Raw genomic sequence first — 19039 nt, 5'->3', positions numbered from 1 at the left:
CTGCAAAAACTCCAACAAAATCAAAAACCTGAATCCCGACAACGGGCGGTCGCGCCGCTCCTCATCGTTAATGGAGTTAAAACAACTATGGTTAAGGAGCGGTTGAGAACGACGACGGGCCGCGACGGGCTGCGTCGCATCCGGGCCTGCGCCATGCTAGGAGAAGGCCCGGCCGCTTCGCGGCCCATGCCGGAGCCCCTGCATGGCACTGTCCAAAAACCATACCAAGATACCCGCAATGAGCGAGCAAGCCGCCGCCGCGATCCCCTCGGCCCTGCGTACCCTGGAGGCTGAAGCCAGCGGCGTGACCGCGCTCGCCACCGCGCTGCAATCCGATCTCGGCGTGCGCTTCGCCGCCACCATCGACCTGATTCAGAACGCCAAGGGCCGCCTGATCATCACCGGCCTCGGAAAGTCCGGCCACATCGGCCGCAAGATCGCCGCGACCTTCGCCTCGACCGGCACGCCGGCATTCTTCGTGCATGCCTCCGAGGCGAGCCACGGCGATCTCGGCATGATCACCGCCGACGACATCATCCTGGCGATGTCGTGGTCCGGCGAGCAGCCGGAGATGAAGAACCTGATCAACTACGCCAAGCGCTTCAAGATCGCGCTGGTGGCGATGACCTCGGACCCGACCTCGACGCTGGCGACCGCCGCCGACGTGTCGCTGACGCTGCCGAAGGCGCGCGAAGCCTGCCCGCACAATCTGGCGCCGACCACCTCGTCGCTGATGATGCTGGCGCTCGGCGATGCGCTCGCGATCGCGCTGCTCGAAAGCCGCGGCTTCACTCCGGGCGATTTCAGCGTGCTGCACCCCGGCGGCAAGCTCGGCGCGATGCTGAAATACGCCCGTGACCTGATGCACACCGGCGAAGCGATTCCGCTGAAGCCACTCGGCACCCGGATGTCGGATGCGCTGGTCGAAATGTCCGCCAAGGGTTTCGGCTGCGTCGGAATCATCGACAGCAACGGTCAGATCGCAGGCATCGTCACCGACGGCGACCTCCGCCGGAATATGCGGTCCGACCTGATGACTGCCACCGTCGACGAGGTGATGACGCGGAATCCGAAGACCATCAGCCCGAACCTGCTCGCCGGCCAGGCGCTGGAACTGCTGAACTCCTCGAAGATCACCGCGCTGCTGGTCGCAGAAGGCAAGAAGCCGCTCGGCATCGTGCATCTGCACGACCTGCTGCGGGCCGGGGTGGCGTAAGCGCCACTTCGCCCTAAACCTGGGCACCTCTCCGAAAACTCGACCGAACAAAAGGACGGTCGCAGGCTCTTCCCCGCGCCATGCCTGGGTTCGATACCCAGCGCAATGGCATGACCGGCGGATGTCCGGCGACATAGTCGATCCGTTATCGTGGCTGGATTTGGCTGCTGGAAGCCAAGTCCATGCCCGGCGTGGGTGGCGGGCCGGAGCACGGCGCGATGCCGCTGGTTGCGCCACAAGCCTGGCGAGGCCGCGCCTAATGACTGGGGTCGGTCGAAAGTCCGCAGGATTTATCAACCCGCTGCATGTCACTCCGCGACAGCAACTGTCGCGTGCGAGGACCGATGATCATGACACGAACGAACTACCAGGACCGACTTGACCGAGTGACGTCGTACATTCACGACAATCTCGATGGCGAGCTCGACTTCGACAGGATCGCTGAAGTCGCGTCGCTGTCGCCATATCACTGGCATCGAATCTATCACGCCTGCCGAGGTGAAACCGCGGTCGCCACCACACGCCGTCTGCGGCTGCAGCGCGCCTCCGTCAGTCTGGCGCAGACCGATGACCCGATCGCGCAGATCGCGACCAAAGCAGGATATGCCAGCCCGGCGGCGTTCACGCGCGCCTTTGCGGACGCCTATGGGTTGCCGCCGGCGACCTATCGCGAGCGGGGTAGCCATGCCGATTTCCGGCCGGGGCAACTCGCCACTCAGCAAGGTGGCTGGTCGATCGAAATCCAACGATTCGATGCCATTCCCGCGTTCGCCATCCGCCACGACGGTCCGTATATAGAGATCGGCAAGGCCTTCGGAATGCTGTTCGGTCAACTCGCCGCTCGCGGCGCCCTGCCGGAGCGGATCGAAATGATCGCGGTGTATCTCGACGATCCGACGGCCGTGCCGCTGGAGCGGTTGCGCTCGTTCGCAGCGCTTGCAGCGCCGGGCGGCAAAGACCTCGATCCGCCGGTCGAGCGCATCGAGATCGCCGGGGGCGACTATGCGGTGCTTCGGCACAAGGGCCCCTATGCCGATATGTCGGCCGCTTATAACTGGCTGTTCGGCACCTGGCTTCCGCAATCCGACCGCGAAGCTGACGACCGCCCGGTCGTCGAGAAGTATCTCAACAGCCCGCAGGACACCAAGCCCTCGGACCTCCTCACAGACCTCTGCCTGCCGCTGCGCTCGATCGCTCCATCTCCAGATTGAAAGCGGATTGGCGCTTTCTCCCGAGGGGCCCAGTGTCGTCATCCACACATCTCGGTGTGAAAACCACGAAACTAGGCTCATTACCTCAAGGACGAAGGCCGAGTTACAGCGCCGCCACCGTCAGCTTCACGCCATCCGCCGCAACGATACGAATGCGGCTGCCGGCGGGGGTGTCGGGGCCGGACACACGCCAGACCGTATCGTCGATCCGCACCGTTCCGACGCCGCCCTCGATCGGCTTCTCCAGGGTGAACTCCCGCCCCACCAGAGCATCGGTGCGGCGATTGAGGTACGGGTTGGTCGCATGAACCTCGACGTCGCCGCCGCGGGCCATCCGCCGCCACAGCGGCACGGCGGCGGCCGCGAACAGGCCGAACAGCAGGATTTGCAACTGCCATCCCGGCTCCAGCAGCAGCGCCAGCACGCCGACCAGCAGCGCCGCGAGGCCGAGCCAGAACAGAAACACGCCAGGCGCCAGCAGCTCCAGCGCCATCAGCACCAGACCGAGGATCAGCCAGTTCCAGGCGCCGAGCGCGGTGAGTATCGCGGTCATGGCAGCGTCCTCCGTCTCACCGCGCCGGCGGCACCGGCGTCGTCGGCGGCACCGAGCCGCGGCGGGCGGCCTGCGCGGAGGCGGCGCCTTCGCCGAAGGTCGCCTTGGCGATCTCGCCGATGCCGGCGAGCGAACCGAGCATACTCATCGCTTCGACCGGCAGCATGATCACCTTCTGGTTCGGCGATTCGGCGAGTTGGCCGAACGCCTTGATGTATTTGTCGGCGATGAAGTAGTTGAGCGCCGCGACATCGCCCTTGCCGATCGCTTCCGACACCATCTGGGTCGCGCGTGCCTCGGCTTCGGCGGAGCGCTCGCGCGCCTCGGCGTCGCGGAACGCGGCTTCGCGACGGCCCTCCGCCTGCAGGATCTGAGCCTGCTTGGCGCCCTCGGCGCGCAGGATCTCCGACTGACGCTGGCCTTCGGCCTGCAGGATGTCGGCGCGCTTGACGCGCTCGGCCTTCATCTGCCGGCCCATCGCCTCCACCAGATCGTTCGGCGGCACAATGTCCTTGATCTCGATGCGGTTGACCTTGATGCCCCACGGCGACACCGCAGCGTCGACGACGCGCAGCAGCCGCTCGTTGATCTCGTCGCGATGCGACAGCACCTGGTCGAGATCCATCGACCCCATCACCGAACGGATGTTGGTCATGGTCAGCACGATGATCGCCTGCTGCAGATTATCGACCTCGTAGCTCGCCTTGGCGGCGTCGAACACTTGGTAGAACGCGACGCCGTCGACTGTGACGGTGGCGTTGTCCTTGGTGATGACTTCCTGCTGCGGGATCTCGATCACCTGCTCCATCACGTTCATCTTGCGACCGACGCGATCGAAATACGGAATGATCAGGTTGAGGCCCGGCGACAGCGTCCGGGTGAACTTGCCGAACCGCTCGATGGTCCAGTTGTACCCCTGCGGCACCGTCTTGACGCCGGCGAACAGCGTCAGGATCACCAGCAGGACGAGAACGATGGACACCACATCGAACCCGCTGAGATCATAAAACATGCAAACTCTCCTCGCCGGACATCGACTTCCGCGCGGTCATGGTGATGTTTGCGCCGACCCAGCGCAACCCTGGTGAGTCGCGGTCGCCGCAATGCAGGTTCGAAGATGAGGGATTTGGTCGCGGAAGGCTGTAGCTGATTACAGCCAGCCTTTGAACTACAGCCAGCCTTGCAGCTCGCGCAACACGAGCTGGCGGATCACCTGAACGCCGGCGTCGGAATCGTTGAGGCAGGGGATCGCGGTGAATTCCTCACCGCCGTGTTCCATGAAGATCTCGGCGTTTTCCTGCGCGATCTCTTCCAGCGTCTCCAGGCAGTCGGCCGAGAAACCCGGCATCACCACCGCAAGCTTGCGCACGCCCTTGCGGGCCAGCGCCTCGATGGTTTTGTCAGTGTAAGGCTGCAGCCACTGATCGAAGCCGAACCGCGACTGGAAGGTCAGCAACAGCTTGTCGTCGGCAACGCCCATCCGCTCGCGCAACGCCTCGACGGTCGCCACGCACTGCGCCTGATACGGATCGCCCTTGTCGATATAGGCCTGCGGCATGCCGTGGAACGAGGCCACGATCAGTTCCGGCTCGAACGTCAGCGAGGCGAGGTGCGATTTGATCGAGGTCGCCAGCGCGTCGATATAGGCCGAGTCGCGATAATACGGCGGCGTGACCCGCAGCGTCGGCTGGGCGCGCAGTTCGCGCAGCACCCGGAACGCCTGATCGCATACCGTCGCCGAGGTCGCGGCGGAATATTGCGGATACAGCGGCACAACCAGCAGCCGGCTGCAGCCCTTGGCAACAAGCGCTTCGATCCGGTCGCGCAGCGACGGGTTGCCGTAACGCATCGCCCAATCGACGATCAGATGGCCGCGATCGCCGAGCGACGCCGACAGCTTCTCGGCCTGCGCGCGGGTGATGGTCTTGAGCGGCGACTCGTTCTTCTCGTGGTTCCAGATCTTCTGGTAGTCCTTGGCCTTGCGGGCCGGACGGGTGTTCAGAATGATGCCGTTCAGCGCCAGCTTCCAGAACAGTCCCTGGTTCTCGATCACCCGCGGATCCGACAGGAACTCGCGCAGATAGATGCGCACGCCCTTGGTGTCGCAGCTGTCGGGGGTGCCGAGGTTCACCAACAGCACACCGACTCGCTCCGGCGCGGGCGCCGGGGCGATCGCAGGTCCATGGATCGGAACAATGACGCTCATGTTGCTGCTTGGCTTCGCGCTTTGGCCTATCGTTGTCAAGACGACGCGGTGACAGTCAGGACGTCGTGCACCGCGGCATCGCTTTGGCGGTTCCGTGGTGTCCTGATCATCTACGCACGAACCGCCGCGGGGTTTTGCCAAAACCCGCGCAAAGCGCAGATTTGCAGGCTGCTGGTTAAAGACACGTCACACGTTCGGCTGCGACAAATCCTAGGAGAAGCCCACAGCCCAGCAGCAGCACCAGACCGGCTGCGGCGAACTCGAGGCCCCGCATCACCAGCACGCCGCCGCCGTCGCGCTGCGCGGCCAGCTTGCGGGCCAGCCCCTTTGCCGACACCGCCGCCACCGCGATGGTCGCGACCGTGATCGCGGTTCCCAGCGCCATGACGAAAGTGGCGACGATCCCGGCCCAGAACAAGCCCTGGGCGAGCGCAAACACCATCAGCAGGATGGCACCGGAGCACGGGCGGATGCCGACCGTCAGCACCGCACCGAGGCCGCGCCGCCAGCCGCCCGGGCCGGCCAGCTCGCTCGGTTCCGGTCCGTGCGAATGACCGCAATGGTCGCAAGCTTCGCCGGGGCCGTGATGATGGTGGTGATCGTGATGGGCGTGGCTATGCGCGTGACCGTGGTCGTGCCCATGGTCATGATGGTGGTGCTGATGATCGCCGAGCGCAGTGCTGGCGTGGGCATGGCTGTGCCCGCCGTGGCCATGATCGTGATCGTGGTGGTGATGGTCGTGATCCGCCAGCGCCGCCGGCACGCCGGCCATAGCCAGTTGCGGCTTGCGCATCGAGGCCTGCAGGGCGCGCAGGAAGCCGCCGCCTTTGACCCAGACCAGCCGCGCGCCGAACAGCGCGATCAGCGCGTAGCTGCCGATCTCGATCGCGCGCTCGGCGCTGCACATCGTGCTCGCCGTCGCATTCAGCAGCCAGGCGCAAATGCCGACGATCAGCACCGCGACCACCGCCTGCAGCATCGCCGACACGAACGACAGCGCGATGCCGCGCCGCGCGGTCTCTTCATTGGCGACCAGATAGGACGAGATCACCGCCTTGCCGTGGCCCGGCCCGGCGGCGTGGAACACCCCGTAGGCGAACGAGATCGCCAGCAGGGTCCAGACCGCGCTGCCGTCGGCCTTGGCGGCGCGGATCGTCGCCGACATCTGCTTGTAGAACGCCGATTGCTGCGCCAGCAGCCAGCCGACAATGCCACCGACCTGCGGCTCCGTAGCCCCTTTCGGCGCCCCGAACGGATTGTGCGCGAGCGCCGCATGCAGAGTGGCGTCGGCGAACAGACCGGCGGCCATCAGACTCACACACAGGATCACTAAGGTTCGCGACGACCAGCCATCCCCGTCATTGCGAGCGAAGCGAAGCAACCCAGAGGCCCCACGCGGGGCAGTGGATTGCTTCGTCGCCACGCTCCTCGCAATGACGGAACCTGTTGCGTCCGAGCCGGCCCCACCCAGTCGTTCCAACTGCGTCATGGGCAGGTCACCGCGATCTTGTTGGCGAACATTGCGCCATAGTTGGAATTGTCGCCGTTCAGGAAGTTGTCTTCGCTCATCCGCTGCGCGGTGGCGCTGCCGTCGGTCGGGCGCTGGAAGTTCATCGTGCAGCCGGATGGGGCGCCGACCAGGCTGACGGGGTTCTTCTCGGCGAACGAGAAATCGATGAAGTAGCTCGGATCGAACACCTCGACAGACAGCTCGTTGCTCTTCACCGGCGTCTTCAGCGGCAGGAAGAAGTGCAGCGTCAGCACGTTGTCCTTGTAGGACAGATAATAATCGACCGGCTCAGCGAATTTCTGCTTCTTGCCGCCGACCTTGGCGAAGGTGAAGTAGGCGAATTCCTTCAGCGACTCGACATTGGTCTGCGCCAGCGGAGCCAGCTCCTCACGGCTATAGACGCCCTTCTCCTTGGTCTCGATGCCCTGCAGCGCATAGGTCGAGAACATGTCGTCGAACGCCCAGGCATGGCGAACGCCGGTGAACGAGCCGTCCGGCGCATAGACCAGCTCGCTGGTCGAGGTCACCCACACATGCGGATGGGCCTCGGCGGTTCCGAAGCCCACCAGGGCCAGCACGGCCGCGATCAGCGCGGAGCGGACGGCGGCGCGGCGCAACAGGCCGATCATGCGGCTACGCGGCCTCCGGCGTGTCGAGCAGGCCGCGGCGGCGCAGCAGCGCGTCGGGCTCCGGCTTGCGGCCGCGGAACGCCACATAGGCTTCCTCCGGATCGCGCGAGCCGCCGGACGAATAGATGTCATCGCGCAGCCGCTTGGCCACGTCCGGCGCGAAGATGTCGCCGGCCTCTTCGAACGCGCCGAACGCGTCGGCGTCCATTACCTCGCTCCACATGTAGCTGTAGTAGCCCGAGGCGTAGTGATCGCCCGAGAAGATGTGGCCGAACTGGGTCGGCCGGTGCCGCAGCGCGATCTCTTCGGGCATGCCGATCTTTTCGAGCTCCTTGCGCTCGAAGGCGCGGACCTCGCCGATGCTGGCGGCGGGCTGGGTGTGGAATTCGAGATCGAGCAGCGCCGAGGAGACGAACTCGACGGTGGCGAAGCCCTGGCCGAACTTGCGGGCGGCGATGAACCGCTGCAACAGGTCGTCGGGCAGCGGCTCGCCGGTCTGATAGTGACGGGCGAACTGCCGCAGCACCTGCGGCTGCTCCTGCCAGTGCTCGTAAAGCTGCGAGGGCAGCTCGACAAAGTCGGTGAACACGCTGGTGCCGGACAGCGACGGGTAGGTCACGTCCGACAGCATGCCGTGCAGGCCGTGGCCGAATTCGTGGAACAGCGTGCGGGCGTCGTCGGGCGACAGCAGCGACGGTTCGCCGCCGGCGCCCTTGGCGAAGTTGCAGACGTTGATGATCAGCGGCGCCACCGCGCTGTCGAGCTTCTGCTGATCGCGCAGCGAGGTCATCCAGGCGCCGGAACGCTTCGACGGCCGGGCATAGTAGTCGCCGTAGAACAGCCCGCGATGCGCGCCGTCGGCGTCCTTCACTTCCCACACCCGGACGTCCGGGTGCCACACCGGCACGTCCTTGCGTTCCTCGAAGGTGATGCCGAACAGCCGCGTGGCGGTGTCGAACGCCGCGGCGATCATGCCGTCGAGCGTCAGATACGGCTTGATCGCGGCATCGTCGAAATTGGCGCGGCGCTGGCGCAGCTTCTCGGCGTAGTAGCGCCAGTCCCACGGCGCCAGCTTGAAGTTGCTGCCCTCTTCCGTGACCAGCTCCTGCAGCGCGTCGCGGTCGGCGAGCGCGCGAGCGCGCGCCGGCTTCCACACCCGCTCCAAAAGGCCGCGCACCGCCTCCGGCGTCTTGGCCATCGAGTCTTCCAGACGGTAGGCCGCAAAGGTCGGATAGCCGAGCAGCTTGGCGCTTTCTTCGCGCAGGCTCAGGATCTCGCCGATGATCGCGTTGTTGTCGTTATCGTTACCGTTGTCGCCGCGGGCGATGAAGGCGCGGTACACCTTCTCGCGCAGATCGCGCCGGCTCGACATCTTCAGGAACGGCTCGACCGACGACCGCGACAGCGTCACCACGGCCTTGCCGGGCAGCCCGCGCTCTTCCGCCGCAGCGCGCGCCGCCGCCACGAAGCTGTCGGGCAGCCCCTCGGTATCGCCCTCGCCGAGCTCCATCATCCATTCCTGCTCGTCGCCGAGCAGATGATGGCTGAAGCTGGTGCCGAGCTGCGCCAGGCGTTCGTTGATCGCCGCCATGCGTGCCTTGGACGCCTCGTCGAGGCCGGCGCCGGCACGGTGGAAGCGGGTGTAGCTGCGTTCCAGCAGCCGACTCTGCTCCGGCGTCAGGTTCAGCCGCGCCGCCTTGTCGCGCAGCGCCGCGATCCGGCCGAACAGCACCGCGTTCATCATGATCGGATTCCAGTGCCGCGCCATCCGCAGCGACACCTCTTCGTCGATCTTCAGCAGCTCCGGGCTCGAATGCGCCGACACCAGATCGTAGAACACCGCGGCGACCCGGTTCAGCAGCTTGCCTGAGCGCTCGAGCGCCGTGACGGTGTTGTCGAAGTCCGGCTCGGTCGGATCGTTGACGATCGCGGCGATCTCGCCCGCGTGGTCGGCGAACGCCTGCTCGAAGGCCGGCATGAAGTGCTCGGGCCTGATCTCGGCGAACGGCGGTGTCTCGAACGGGGTGGTCCAGGCGGCCAGCAGCGGATTGCCGGCATCAGCGGGTGCGGCAATCGGTCCGGAGCTTTCTGACATCAATCCATCCTGAATGCGGGGGCCTCGTAATCGCACGACATATACCATCGCGTACGGCTTTTTTGCGCCCGGATTGCCTTGGCGCTGCTGGTAAATTACGCAAGGAGGACAAGGCGCCCCACTGCTGACACTTTACGGGATCATCGGCTTGCGCTTGCCGACGCGGGCGATTTCGTTAGATTGCGCCCGCCAGAAGGACCTTCGAACCATGAGCAAGCCTGCCACCGCCGCCGGATCGCGCCAGATCGCCTGGCCGAGCGTCATCACCGTCATCAGCGCCGCCATCCTGATTGGCGCCGAGGTGTTCGGAGCCGCATTCGCGGGCGGGTGGGCACTGGCGATCCTGTTCGGTCTCGGCGAAAGCGCCGCCCACATCCTGCAGGTGGTGCTGTTCGTGATCGGCGTGGTGATCATGATCGGCTTCGTCCGCAACGCCCAGCGCATCGAACCGTTCTTCAAGCGCGCCTGATTTGGCTCCGCGCGGGGCCGCCGCGCCGACGTACCGCCGTCATAATTGTCCCCGTCGTTATTGAAGAACTTGAACAGACGTTCAGCTTCGCCGCTGCCGGTGTGATTGATCGGCAACGCTCTCCGACGAGCCGGGATAATTCTCCGGTTAAGACAAAAAAAATCTTGCGGCCCGGCATCGAAACACCTATTTCCAGCCTTGCCCAATTTCGCACGTGCCCGTGGTCGTGTGTCAGTCGGTAGGTATCCGGACAAGAGGCCGGACAGCCGCCAAGGGATGAAGAGCCGAGGGTCTCCAAGCGTTCGCGCAGCGAGGCCAGCATCTCTCTCAAGAGATGCCGTTGAAGGTGGCTTCCTCTCTTGCAACCGTGACTGACAGCCGGAGGCGAACCGGCGCACCTCGTTCTCAACGAGGGACGCGACTTAAAGCAACGACGGAGCGGGCTTTTTTGGTCTCTGCCGGCTTTCCATCAGCCGGCGCGAATACCGAAGAGGCTTGTCCTTCATTGCCAGTGAGCGGGCGGGATCCTTCCCAACCAATCCAAGGCAGCACTGCTCGTCCGAGCTGATCGCTCGTCGCGCCTCCATCGCGCGACGGCGCTGAAGCCGTCGGATCAGCGCCATCGTTGGTAAGCGCCCGTCGCTGGGCGCGTGGGAGAGTGCCATGACCGAACGTATCCGTGAATTCCTGCGCGACCGCCGCGCCAAGGGTCTGGACGTCGAGCCGTGCCTGGTCGTCGACCTCGAAGTGGTCCGCGACAACTTCATGCATTTCGCCAAGGCGCTGCCGGACAGCCGCGTGTTCTATGCGATCAAGGCCAACCCGGCGCCGGAAGTGCTGTCGCTGCTGGCCTCGCTCGGCTCGTGCTTCGACTGCGCCTCGGTGCAGGAAATCCAGATGGCGCTGGCCGCGGGAGCGACCCCGGACCGCATCTCGTTTGGTAACACCATCAAGAAGGAGCGCGACATCGCGCGCGCCTACGAGCTCGGCATCCGCCTGTTCTCGGTCGACTGCACTCCCGAGGTGGAGAAGGTCGCGCGTGCGGCTCCCGGCTCCAAGGTGTTCTGCCGCATCCTGTACGATTGCGCCGGCGCCGAGTGGCCGCTGTCGCGCAAGTTCGGCTGCGATCCGGAGATGGCGGTGGACGTGCTCGACAACGCCAAGCGTCTCGGCCTGGAAGCCTATGGCATCTCGTTCCATGTCGGCTCGCAGCAGCGCAAGGTGAAGGCGTGGGACCGTGCGCTGGCGATGGCCGCGCAGGTGTTCCGCGACTGCGCCGAGCGCGGCATCTCGCTGTCGATGGTCAACATGGGTGGCGGCTTCCCGACCAAGTATCTGAAGGAAGTCCCGCCGGTGGTGCAGTACGGCCGCTCGATCTTCCGGGCGCTGCGCAAGCACTTCGGCAACCAGATCCCGGAGACCATCATCGAGCCGGGCCGCGGCATGGTCGGAAACGCCGGCGTGATCGAGACCGAAGTCGTTCTGATCTCGAAGAAGAGCGACGAGGACGACGTGCGCTGGGTCTATCTCGACATCGGCAAGTTCGGCGGTCTCGCCGAGACGATGGACGAGTCGATCCGCTACGCGATCAAGTCGCGTCATGACGGCGCCGAGATGACGCCCTGCGTGCTCGCCGGCCCGACCTGCGATTCGGCCGACGTGCTGTACGAGAAGATGCCGTATCCGCTGCCGGTGACGCTCGAGATTGGCGACAAGCTGCTGATCGAAGGCACCGGCGCCTATACGTCGACCTACTCGTCCGTGGCGTTCAACGGCTTCCCGCCGCTGGCGACCTACCACATCTGAGGGTCTCCCTCCGGATCCTCCGCCGCGCGCGGAGACGTCAATAAAGTCGAGGCCGGCTTGCCGGCCTCTCCCTGTCACATGTGAAGTTGCTGACAACACGCCTTTCGGTGTTCGCACCGGGCGACGTGGGGATCGACGTGCCATGACGAACACCCTCGCCACCCTGACTGCCTTGAACGTCGCAGCCGTTCCGTTCGCGATCCGTGCGGAAAAGAGCTCCGACATTGCCGCGCGTGAGCGCCTGCTGGATGCGTGCTTCGGCGAAGGCCGGCATGCGCGCACCTGCCAGCGTTTGCGTGATGGACGCGCGCCCGCGGAAGGCCTCGCTTTCTCCGCGGTCCGTCAAGGCCGTCTGGTCGGCACGGTGCGGCTCTGGCACGTTGACGCAGGGGGCCGGGCCGCACTCGTGCTCGGCCCCCTCGCCGTCGATTCGTCCTGCCGCGAGTTCGGCGTCGGCGGCGCCCTGATGCGCGTCGCGCTGGCGGAAGCGTCCGCCCGCGGCCACGGCGCAGTGATTCTGCTCGGCGATGCGCCGTACTACGCGCGGTTCGGCTTCTCGGCCGACAAGACGGGCGCGCTGGCGCTGCCCGGCCCGTTCGAACGCGACCGCCTGCTCGGGCTCGAACTTCGTGAGGGTGCGCTCGACGGAGCGACCGGCCTGATCGTCGCCACCGGCGCCGCCGCCAAGCCGGCGCGCGCCGAACGGGCGCGTCTTCGTCGCGCCGCGTAAGGAGGGTCCGATGCGTTTTTCCCGTCCGACCCACCGCGTCTTCGCGCCGCGCGATCCGGCCAAGCGGCCGCGCGTGACCGTGTTCGTGCTGGCGGTGTTCGCCCTCAAGGTCGCGGTCGACGCCTGGCGCCGGCGGCGCATCCGCAGCCCGGAAACCACCGCCGTCTGATCCCGGCCGCCGCATGTTCCCGTGTAAGGCTTGATTTGCCGGGACAGACGCGGCATTGGCTGCTCACCCAAGTTCCATCAGCTTCAAGGTCGTTCTCATGTCGCGTCGCCTGATTTCCACCGGATCGCCGTTCGAAAAGACTGCCGGCTACAGCCGCGCCGTGGTCGACGGTGATTTCGTCTTCGTTTCCGGGACCACCGGCTACGACTACACGACCATGAGCCTGCCCGAGGATGTGACCTCGCAGACCCGCAACTGCTTCAAGACCATCGGCGCGGCGCTGAAGGAAGCGGGTTTTGCAATGGAAGACATCGTGCGCGCGACCTACTACATCACCGACCCGAAGGATGCGGACGCGGTGTTCGCGGTGTGTGGCGAGCATCTTGGCGAGATCCGCCCGGCAGCGACGATCGTTGCGGTTGCCGGCCTGTACAAGCCGGAAATGAAGATCGAAATCGAAGTCACCGCTAAGCGCCGGAGCTGACGCGGGGCGGCCAAAATGCCGCACCACTCACTTCGCGCAACCGACCCTTCTCGGCTTCCCCGTTGACTTTCGGACGGGGAGCCCTACGTTCCGACGATCATGATGATCTTGCCCCGCAACCGCTTGACGCTGCGCGCCGGTCGCCTTCACGCAGGAAGGTGACCCGGGCGCGCGCGTGCGCCGTCCGGGCTTAAACGATCTCGTCGACGACTTCTCCCCTTTTTCAGACTGCTACTTATCCCGTGAATGCCGATGCGCATGGCGCGCTCGGCGTGACAAGGACCCGTGAAAGACATGATCCAGTCCATTCGTACCCAACGCCCGCCGATTACCATTCGTAGCCGCGATGCCGAACGGCTCGGCCAACTCGCCGAAGCCGCTGCGCAGCGCTATCCGGCCACGGCCGATTTCCTCGCCGGCGAGGTCGCTCGCGCCAATGTCGCGCCCGACCACGATCCCCTGCCCGGGATCGTGTGCATGGAGTCCGCCCTCACCTTCCGGGACGATACCACCGGCAAGGAAAAGCACGTGACGCTGGTCTATCCGACCGAAGCCGACGTCGAGGCTGGTCGTATTTCGGTATTGACCCCGATCGGAGCGGCCCTTATCGGCCTGTCCGTCGGACAATCGATCAGTTTCGAGACCCCGTCGGGCGAGCGGCGCTCCCTGACGGTGCTCAGCGTGTCCGAGCCGAACTGAGTATCCGTCGCAGGTGACATCTGAAATTCACCTCGCCGTCACATTCCCGAACTGTCCTGCCCGCACATAGCGGCCTCATCACTGCCACCCTGTCCGGAGTTCAAACCTGATGTCGTCTACCTCGAAGATCCACGCCAAGATCACCGGCCCCATCGTGATGATCGGCTTCGGCTCGATCGGTAAGGGCGCGCTGCCCCTGATCGAGCGTCACTTCGAGTACGACAAGAAGCGGTTCGTGATCATCGATCCGCACGAGGACGGCGAACTCGCCAAGAAGCACGGCGTCCGCTTCATCAAGCAGGCGGTGACCAAGGACAACTACCGCGAGCTGCTGGTCCCGCTGCTGACAGAAGGCGGCGGCCAGGGCTTCTGCGTCAACCTGTCGGTCGACACCGGCTCGGTCGACCTCATGACGATGTGCCGCGAGATCGGTGCTCTGTACATCGACACCGTCGTCGAGCCATGGCTCGGCTTCTACTTCGACAAGAACGCCGGCCCGGAGAAGCGCTCCAACTACGCGCTGCGCGAGACCTTGCTGGCCGCCAAGGCCAAGAACCCGGGCGGCACCACCGCGGTGTCGACCTGTGGTGCCAATCCCGGCATGGTGTCGTGGTTCGTCAAGCAGGCGCTGCTCGACATCGCCCGCGATACCGGCCTCGAATTCAACGAACCGAAGAGCCGCGAAGGCTGGGGCCAGCTCGCGCAGAAGCTCGGCGTCAAGGGCATCCACATTGCCGAGCGCGATACTCAGCGCGCCAAGACCCCGAAGCCGATGAACGTGTTCGTCAACACCTGGTCGGTGGAAGGCTTCGTGTCCGAAGGCCTGCAGCCGGCCGAACTCGGCTGGGGCACGCACGAGAAGTGGATCCCCGACAACGGCCGCAAGCATACCGAAGGCTGCCAGGCCGCGATCTACCTGCTGCAGCCCGGCGCCAACACCCGCGTCCGCACCTGGTGTCCGACTCCGGGCCCGCAGTACGGCTTCTTGGTAACTCACAACGAGTCGATCTCGATCGCCGATTACTTCACGGTGCGCGACGGCCAGAACGTGGTGTACCGGCCGACCTGCCACTACGCCTATCACCCGGCCAACGACGCGGTGCTGTCGCTGCACGAAATGTTCGGCGCCGAAGGCAAGATGCAGCCGAAGTGGCACATCCTCGACGAGAACGAGATCGTCGACGGCATCGACGAACTCGGCGTACTGGTCTACGGCCACGCCAAGAACGCCTACTGGTACGGCTCGCAGCTCTCGATCGAAGAAACCCGCGAGATCTGCCCGTATCAGAACGCCACCGGCATGCAGGTGTCGTCGGCGGTGCTGGCCGGCATGGTATGGGCGCTGGAGAATCCGGAAGCCGGCATCGTTGAAGCCGACGAGATGGACTTCCGCCGCTGCCTCGAAGTGCAGAAGCCGTATCTCGGCCCGGTGAAGGGCTACTACACCGATTGGACCCCGCTCACCGACCGCCCCGGCCTGTTCCCGGAGGACATCGACAGCTCCGATCCGTGGCAGTTCAAGAACGTCCTGGTGCGCTGAGACAAGAAAGTCGCCTCAACTGCAATTTCAGCTTCAAATAAGTACACGCGCCCCTCCCCGCGTCGCAGCGCGCTCCCTCTCCCGCTTGCGGGAGAGGGGTGGGGTGAGGGCGACGCGGGCACTGACTCAGCGACTCGTTGATAGGAGCGCCCTCACCCGGATCGCTACGCGATCCGACCTCTCCCGCAAGCGGGAGAGGTGCGCTGTGCTTGGGGCTCCTTCGCCGACGACCACTGATCACCAAAAAACCGAGCCCGCAAATGCGAGCCCGGTGAGGTGATCGTCGACCGTTTCTTGGTGGCGGCGGTTAGCCGCCCTTCGGCCGGATCGGTTCGCCGTGCTTTTCGGCCGGCGCCGGCGGCAATGCCGGCTGGGCGCCGGACTGGATCGCGTCCTGGTCCGGACGGGCCGGTTGCGGCGGAATGTCGTGCGGGCGGGCGCTGTTGTCCGGCGCCGGCTCGGGCGCGCTCGGCTTGCTCTCGGCGCCCGGCGTAGACTGCGGCGGCTGCGGCGTCGCCTGGGCGAATTGCAGCTGGCCGGTACTGCTATCAACCTGGGTCAGCGATAGGCCGGATAGCGTTACGCCCGCCGCGATCAGCACACCGGCCAGCAGCAGATCCCGCTTGAGGCCGCGCTCTTTGTCGTTGTTGTTTGCTGCCATGACCCTCATCCCTTGCTTGCCGAACCAACGAGCGCACACGGGCATCGTTCCGGGTTCCGGTGTCGCACCGGGTTCCGAAAGGGTCGCAATTGGCGACAAGGTGAATCAATCTTTAGTGCTGGTTTCCCAGGTGGCGTGATCGACACCGGCTTCCTTGCCGAGCTCAGCGACCACCGCGTCGAGTTCGTTCGGCTCAACCGCGGTCGACACCAGGGTGGCGACGATCTCCACCTTGTCGTCGGCATGTTCGACGGACTCGACCTCGACCTCGGCGACCGGATAGTCGGCCTGCTCCAGCCGCTTCTCGATATGCTCGCGCAACCGGTCGGCGGCACCGCCGTCGGCGGTGAGGCGAACCGAATAGGTCGCCTCCGAGGTGCGCTCGTCGAACGGGATGCGGTTGATGGCGTTGACGAGCGGCCGCAGCAGCGTATTGCCGGCAATCACGAACACCGTCAGCGCCACTGCCTGCGCCACCAGGTCGCCGCCGGCGCAGCAGCCAACTGCCGCCGAGCTCCACAGCGTCGCCGCGGTGTTGAGACCGCGGACGTTCATGCCCTCTTTCATGATCACGCCGGCGCCAAGGAAGCCGATGCCGGAGACCACATAGGCGATCACCCGGACCGCGCCGTCGGCACCGGCCAGATGCATCGCCAGGTCGACGAAGGCGGCGGCGCCGACTGCCACCAGCACGTTGGTGCGCAACCCCGCGGTGCGGGTCCGATACTGCCGCTCGGCGCCGATCAGCATGCCGAGCACGAAGGCGACGGCGAGGCTGACCAGCGTGTCGAAGAAGTCCGCCGTCTGGAAGGTGGTGAGAAACCGCATCGGCAGCCGCCTGCTTTCGTAAGACGGATCCGTCTTACAGCGGAAGGATGCCGCCCGCACCATCCTCGTCGGAGAACGCCAGCAGCGTGCCCTTGGCATTCCAGGCCAGAGCAGCGATCGGCGGGGTGTCGTTGCGGCGCGCGAGGATCTCGGCGCCGTCGTTCATCCGCACCAGCAGCACGGTGCCGTCGCTGTAACCGGCCGCAAGAATGTCGTTCTTCGGATGGCACGCGACCCCGCTGACGCGGGCCTGCAGCGGCGCCAGCATCGCCGGTTGCTTGCCCATCGGACCGTCCTTGCTGGCGAACGGCCAGATGATCACGGTGTCGGCGCCAGACGTGGCGAGGCCCTTGCCGCCGATCGTCCAGGACATCGACCGCACCCGGCCGGGATAGCCGGTCATCCGCATGTGCTTGGCATCCGCCAGCCGCCACCCATGCAGTGCCGGCTCGTGCATCGCGGTGACCAGGAAACGGTTATCGGGGCTGAAGATCACGCCGAGATGCGAGCCGGCCCATTCGAGGAATTCGGCGTTGCCGGCCATGTTCGGAAACCACAACGTCACGCCGTTGTAATGCGCGATCGCGAGCCGCAGCCCCTTCGGCGCGAAGGCGAGGCCGCCGACGGTCGAGGGCACCTCGAAGAACTTGTCTTCGCCCTTCGGCGCGCGAACATACGCGATCTTGCCAGCCGACCACGCCACCGCGCCATCCGGATGCAGCGCGACATTGTCGATCCAGCGACGCTTGGCATCAGTGGCGAAGGTCTCGGTCTTGCCCGAGCCATCCAGCAGCGTCACCTTGCCGTCGTCGCCGCCGGTAACGATGCGCTTGCCGTCACACGCCGCGCTGAGAATGCCGCCGCCGTGCAGCGGAACAGTCGAGGTCGTGCCGTCGGCGGCGACCAGCGTCGCGTTTTCCTCGGTACCGATGAACACCGCGGTGTCGCCGAGGAAGTGCACCGCACTGGCGCCGCCTTCGATCGTGATCGGCTTGACCCGGTCGGTGACCGACGCGATCGACCCGGCCTCGCCGGGCGCCTCGAAGGCGCTCATGACGCGATGCACTTGGCGAAGCCATCGCGGATCGCCTGCTCGGGCAGATCGCGACCGATGAACACCACGCGGCTCTCGCGCGGCTCGCCCTCTTTCCACGCGCGCTGGTGATCGCCTTCCAGCATCATATGCACGCCCTGGAACACGTAGCGGTCGTCGTCGCCGGTGAAGGCGAGGATGCCCTTGGAGCGCAGGATCTTGCCGCCTTCGGTCTGCACCAATTGCTGCAGCCACGGCATGAACTTGGCGGGATCGAGCGGCTTGTCGCTCTTCAGCGACAGCGATTGCATGTCCTCGTCGTGATAGTGCTTCAGTCCGTGATCGTGATGATGATCGTGGCCATGGTGATGATGGCCGTGGTCGTGATCATGGTGATGATCGTGATCGTCGGCCTCGAGAAAGGCCGGTTCGATTTCGAGGATGCGATCGAGATCGAACGCGCCCCGCTCCAGCACGTCGGCGAGCGCGACCTGGCAGCGCTCAGTGCGATGCAGCTTGGCGTAGGGGTTGATCGCGCGAATGCGCGCCTCGACTTCGGCGAGTTCGGCCGGGCTCACCAGGTCGGTCTTGTTCAAAACAATGACGTCGGCGAAGGCGATCTGGTTCTTGGCTTCGGGCGCATCCTTCAGCCGCTCGCTCAGCCATTTGGCGTCGGCGACGGTCACCACCGCATCGAGCCGCGCGGCGTTCTGCACGTCTTCATCGACGAAGAAGGTCTGCGCCACCGGGGCCGGATCGGCGAGGCCGGTGGTCTCGACGATGATCGCGTCGAACTTGCCTTTGCGCTTCATCAGGCCGGCGAGAATGCGCACCAGGTCGCCGCGCACCGTGCAGCAGACGCAACCGTTGTTCATCTCGAACACTTCTTCGTCGGCGCCGATGATGAGGTCGTTGTCGATGCCGATCTCGCCGAATTCGTTGACGATCACCGCGTATTTCTTGCCGTGGTTTTCCGACAGGATGCGGTTGAGCAGCGTGGTCTTGCCGGCGCCGAGATAGCCGGTGAGCACTGTGACGGGAATCTTCGAAGCGGCCGTAGAGGTCATCAGGCAGTTACTCCAGCGCGGAGCCCCGGCCCGAAACACACGGCGTGCGCGTCTCCAAGGCTGAGGCCGAAAATCATGGCGGGACCGCCGGATTCCGGGCGACCGCCGCGGCGGTTCAGGCTCGGGTCAGCGG

Annotated in this window: 19 protein-coding genes; 9 read left to right on the top strand and 10 right to left on the bottom strand. The window is 65.4% G+C overall.

Features of this window, described 5'->3' with window-relative positions:
- Positions 1 to 202 precede the first annotated feature (202 nt).
- Both HZF03_RS04435 and HZF03_RS04430 read left to right on the top strand, forming a co-directional pair.
- A complete protein-coding gene (locus HZF03_RS04435; RefSeq protein ID WP_119019693.1) occupies positions 203 to 1216 on the top strand; it encodes a KpsF/GutQ family sugar-phosphate isomerase in 1014 nt (337 codons plus the stop codon).
- Between the two features lie 350 nt (positions 1217 to 1566).
- On the top strand, positions 1567 to 2427 hold the full coding sequence (locus tag HZF03_RS04430) for an AraC family transcriptional regulator (RefSeq protein ID WP_012494546.1): 861 nt from the start codon (positions 1567 to 1569) through the stop codon (positions 2425 to 2427).
- A gap of 103 nt (positions 2428 to 2530) precedes the next feature.
- Here the strand turns inward: HZF03_RS04430 and HZF03_RS04425 are convergent, their stop codons facing one another.
- The 6 genes from HZF03_RS04425 to HZF03_RS04400 all read right to left on the bottom strand — a co-directional run bounded on the left by HZF03_RS04425 (position 2531) and on the right by HZF03_RS04400 (position 9420).
- Positions 2531 to 2980, bottom strand: a complete 450-nt coding sequence (locus HZF03_RS04425) for an NfeD family protein (protein WP_119019695.1) — start codon at positions 2978 to 2980, stop codon at positions 2531 to 2533.
- A 16-nt stretch (positions 2981 to 2996) separates the two neighbouring features.
- A complete protein-coding gene (locus tag HZF03_RS04420; RefSeq protein ID WP_011156411.1) occupies positions 2997 to 3992 on the bottom strand; it encodes an SPFH domain-containing protein in 996 nt (331 codons plus the stop codon).
- 156 nt (positions 3993 to 4148) lie between these two features.
- The gene (gene hemH, locus HZF03_RS04415) at positions 4149 to 5186 is read right to left on the bottom strand and encodes a ferrochelatase (protein ID WP_012494544.1); all 1038 of its coding nucleotides are present in this window, start codon (positions 5184 to 5186) and stop codon (positions 4149 to 4151) included.
- Between the two features lie 175 nt (positions 5187 to 5361).
- Positions 5362 to 6495: a nickel/cobalt transporter gene (locus HZF03_RS04410; protein WP_234832326.1), complete on the bottom strand. Its 1134-nt coding sequence runs from the start codon at positions 6493 to 6495 to the stop codon at positions 5362 to 5364.
- A gap of 176 nt (positions 6496 to 6671) precedes the next feature.
- Positions 6672 to 7325 carry a DUF1007 family protein gene (locus HZF03_RS04405; RefSeq protein WP_104513023.1) on the bottom strand — a complete coding sequence of 218 codons (654 nt, stop codon included), beginning with the start codon at positions 7323 to 7325 and terminating at the stop codon, positions 6672 to 6674.
- Positions 7326 to 7329: 4 nt separating this feature from the next.
- The gene (locus tag HZF03_RS04400; RefSeq protein ID WP_119019697.1) at positions 7330 to 9420 is read right to left on the bottom strand and encodes a M3 family metallopeptidase; all 2091 of its coding nucleotides are present in this window, start codon (positions 9418 to 9420) and stop codon (positions 7330 to 7332) included.
- A gap of 208 nt (positions 9421 to 9628) precedes the next feature.
- Between HZF03_RS04400 and HZF03_RS04395 the strand changes: the two genes are divergently transcribed.
- The 7 genes from HZF03_RS04395 to HZF03_RS04365 all read left to right on the top strand — a co-directional run bounded on the left by HZF03_RS04395 (position 9629) and on the right by HZF03_RS04365 (position 15317).
- Complete coding sequence (locus tag HZF03_RS04395; protein WP_011156406.1) at positions 9629 to 9889, top strand: hypothetical protein; 261 nt, start codon at positions 9629 to 9631, stop codon at positions 9887 to 9889.
- A gap of 663 nt (positions 9890 to 10552) precedes the next feature.
- Complete coding sequence (locus tag HZF03_RS04390) at positions 10553 to 11695, top strand: type III PLP-dependent enzyme (protein ID WP_011156405.1); 1143 nt, start codon at positions 10553 to 10555, stop codon at positions 11693 to 11695.
- Positions 11696 to 11837: 142 nt separating this feature from the next.
- Positions 11838 to 12425, top strand: a complete 588-nt coding sequence (locus tag HZF03_RS04385; RefSeq protein WP_119019698.1) for a GNAT family N-acetyltransferase — start codon at positions 11838 to 11840, stop codon at positions 12423 to 12425.
- A gap of 10 nt (positions 12426 to 12435) precedes the next feature.
- A complete protein-coding gene (locus HZF03_RS04380) occupies positions 12436 to 12594 on the top strand; it encodes a hypothetical protein (RefSeq protein ID WP_012494539.1) in 159 nt (52 codons plus the stop codon).
- Between the two features lie 97 nt (positions 12595 to 12691).
- Complete coding sequence (locus HZF03_RS04375) at positions 12692 to 13078, top strand: RidA family protein (protein WP_011156402.1); 387 nt, start codon at positions 12692 to 12694, stop codon at positions 13076 to 13078.
- Positions 13079 to 13372: 294 nt separating this feature from the next.
- Positions 13373 to 13777 carry a nucleoside diphosphate kinase regulator gene (gene rnk, locus HZF03_RS04370; protein WP_011156401.1) on the top strand — a complete coding sequence of 135 codons (405 nt, stop codon included), beginning with the start codon at positions 13373 to 13375 and terminating at the stop codon, positions 13775 to 13777.
- A gap of 109 nt (positions 13778 to 13886) precedes the next feature.
- The gene (locus HZF03_RS04365; RefSeq protein ID WP_011156400.1) at positions 13887 to 15317 is read left to right on the top strand and encodes a homospermidine synthase; all 1431 of its coding nucleotides are present in this window, start codon (positions 13887 to 13889) and stop codon (positions 15315 to 15317) included.
- A gap of 307 nt (positions 15318 to 15624) precedes the next feature.
- On the opposite strand, the gene HZF03_RS04360 is transcribed toward HZF03_RS04365, so the two are convergent.
- From HZF03_RS04360 to HZF03_RS04345, 4 genes are read right to left on the bottom strand one after another with little or no spacing between them, the layout of a single operon-like run.
- Complete coding sequence (locus HZF03_RS04360; protein WP_119019699.1) at positions 15625 to 16023, bottom strand: hypothetical protein; 399 nt, start codon at positions 16021 to 16023, stop codon at positions 15625 to 15627.
- Between the two features lie 60 nt (positions 16024 to 16083).
- Positions 16084 to 16806, bottom strand: coding sequence for an MgtC/SapB family protein (locus HZF03_RS04355; protein ID WP_012494535.1), 723 nt, complete (start codon positions 16804 to 16806; stop codon positions 16084 to 16086).
- Between the two features lie 34 nt (positions 16807 to 16840).
- The gene (locus tag HZF03_RS04350) at positions 16841 to 17860 is read right to left on the bottom strand and encodes a WD40 repeat domain-containing protein (protein ID WP_119019700.1); all 1020 of its coding nucleotides are present in this window, start codon (positions 17858 to 17860) and stop codon (positions 16841 to 16843) included.
- The gene (locus tag HZF03_RS04345; RefSeq protein WP_012494533.1) at positions 17857 to 18906 is read right to left on the bottom strand and encodes a CobW family GTP-binding protein; all 1050 of its coding nucleotides are present in this window, start codon (positions 18904 to 18906) and stop codon (positions 17857 to 17859) included. The genes HZF03_RS04350 and HZF03_RS04345 overlap by 4 nt, the downstream gene beginning before the upstream one ends.
- Between the last annotated feature and the right edge of the window lie 133 nt (positions 18907 to 19039).

It is taken from the genome of Rhodopseudomonas palustris (genome assembly GCF_013415845.1).
Classification (GTDB): domain Bacteria; phylum Pseudomonadota; class Alphaproteobacteria; order Rhizobiales; family Xanthobacteraceae; genus Rhodopseudomonas; species Rhodopseudomonas palustris_F.
Note: the sequence above shows the minus strand (reverse complement) of the source record. Positions and strands in the feature narration are given on the sequence as shown.

What these genes read in the sequence shown, in the direction of transcription:
- HZF03_RS04350 (WP_119019700.1), bottom strand. Translation starts at nt 17,860, where the DNA reads ATGAGCGCCTTCGAGGCGCCCGGCGAGGCCGGGTCGATCGCGTCGGTC.
- HZF03_RS04395 (WP_011156406.1), top strand. Translation starts at nt 9,629, where the DNA reads ATGAGCAAGCCTGCCACCGCCGCCGGATCGCGCCAGATCGCCTGGCCG.
- HZF03_RS04355 (WP_012494535.1), bottom strand. Translation starts at nt 16,806, where the DNA reads ATGCGGTTTCTCACCACCTTCCAGACGGCGGACTTCTTCGACACGCTG.
- HZF03_RS04435 (WP_119019693.1), top strand. Translation starts at nt 203, where the DNA reads ATGGCACTGTCCAAAAACCATACCAAGATACCCGCAATGAGCGAGCAA.
- HZF03_RS04425 (WP_119019695.1), bottom strand. Translation starts at nt 2,980, where the DNA reads ATGACCGCGATACTCACCGCGCTCGGCGCCTGGAACTGGCTGATCCTC.
- HZF03_RS04420 (WP_011156411.1), bottom strand. Translation starts at nt 3,992, where the DNA reads ATGTTTTATGATCTCAGCGGGTTCGATGTGGTGTCCATCGTTCTCGTC.
- HZF03_RS04375 (WP_011156402.1), top strand. Translation starts at nt 12,692, where the DNA reads ATGTCGCGTCGCCTGATTTCCACCGGATCGCCGTTCGAAAAGACTGCC.
- HZF03_RS04360 (WP_119019699.1), bottom strand. Translation starts at nt 16,023, where the DNA reads ATGCCCGTGTGCGCTCGTTGGTTCGGCAAGCAAGGGATGAGGGTCATG.
- HZF03_RS04345 (WP_012494533.1), bottom strand. Translation starts at nt 18,906, where the DNA reads ATGACCTCTACGGCCGCTTCGAAGATTCCCGTCACAGTGCTCACCGGC.
- hemH (WP_012494544.1), bottom strand. Translation starts at nt 5,186, where the DNA reads ATGAGCGTCATTGTTCCGATCCATGGACCTGCGATCGCCCCGGCGCCC.
- HZF03_RS04380 (WP_012494539.1), top strand. Translation starts at nt 12,436, where the DNA reads ATGCGTTTTTCCCGTCCGACCCACCGCGTCTTCGCGCCGCGCGATCCG.
- HZF03_RS04405 (WP_104513023.1), bottom strand. Translation starts at nt 7,325, where the DNA reads ATGATCGGCCTGTTGCGCCGCGCCGCCGTCCGCTCCGCGCTGATCGCG.
- HZF03_RS04400 (WP_119019697.1), bottom strand. Translation starts at nt 9,420, where the DNA reads ATGTCAGAAAGCTCCGGACCGATTGCCGCACCCGCTGATGCCGGCAAT.
- HZF03_RS04410 (WP_234832326.1), bottom strand. Translation starts at nt 6,495, where the DNA reads ATGGCCGCCGGTCTGTTCGCCGACGCCACTCTGCATGCGGCGCTCGCG.
- rnk (WP_011156401.1), top strand. Translation starts at nt 13,373, where the DNA reads ATGATCCAGTCCATTCGTACCCAACGCCCGCCGATTACCATTCGTAGC.
- HZF03_RS04430 (WP_012494546.1), top strand. Translation starts at nt 1,567, where the DNA reads ATGACACGAACGAACTACCAGGACCGACTTGACCGAGTGACGTCGTAC.
- HZF03_RS04390 (WP_011156405.1), top strand. Translation starts at nt 10,553, where the DNA reads ATGACCGAACGTATCCGTGAATTCCTGCGCGACCGCCGCGCCAAGGGT.
- HZF03_RS04365 (WP_011156400.1), top strand. Translation starts at nt 13,887, where the DNA reads ATGTCGTCTACCTCGAAGATCCACGCCAAGATCACCGGCCCCATCGTG.
- HZF03_RS04385 (WP_119019698.1), top strand. Translation starts at nt 11,838, where the DNA reads ATGACGAACACCCTCGCCACCCTGACTGCCTTGAACGTCGCAGCCGTT.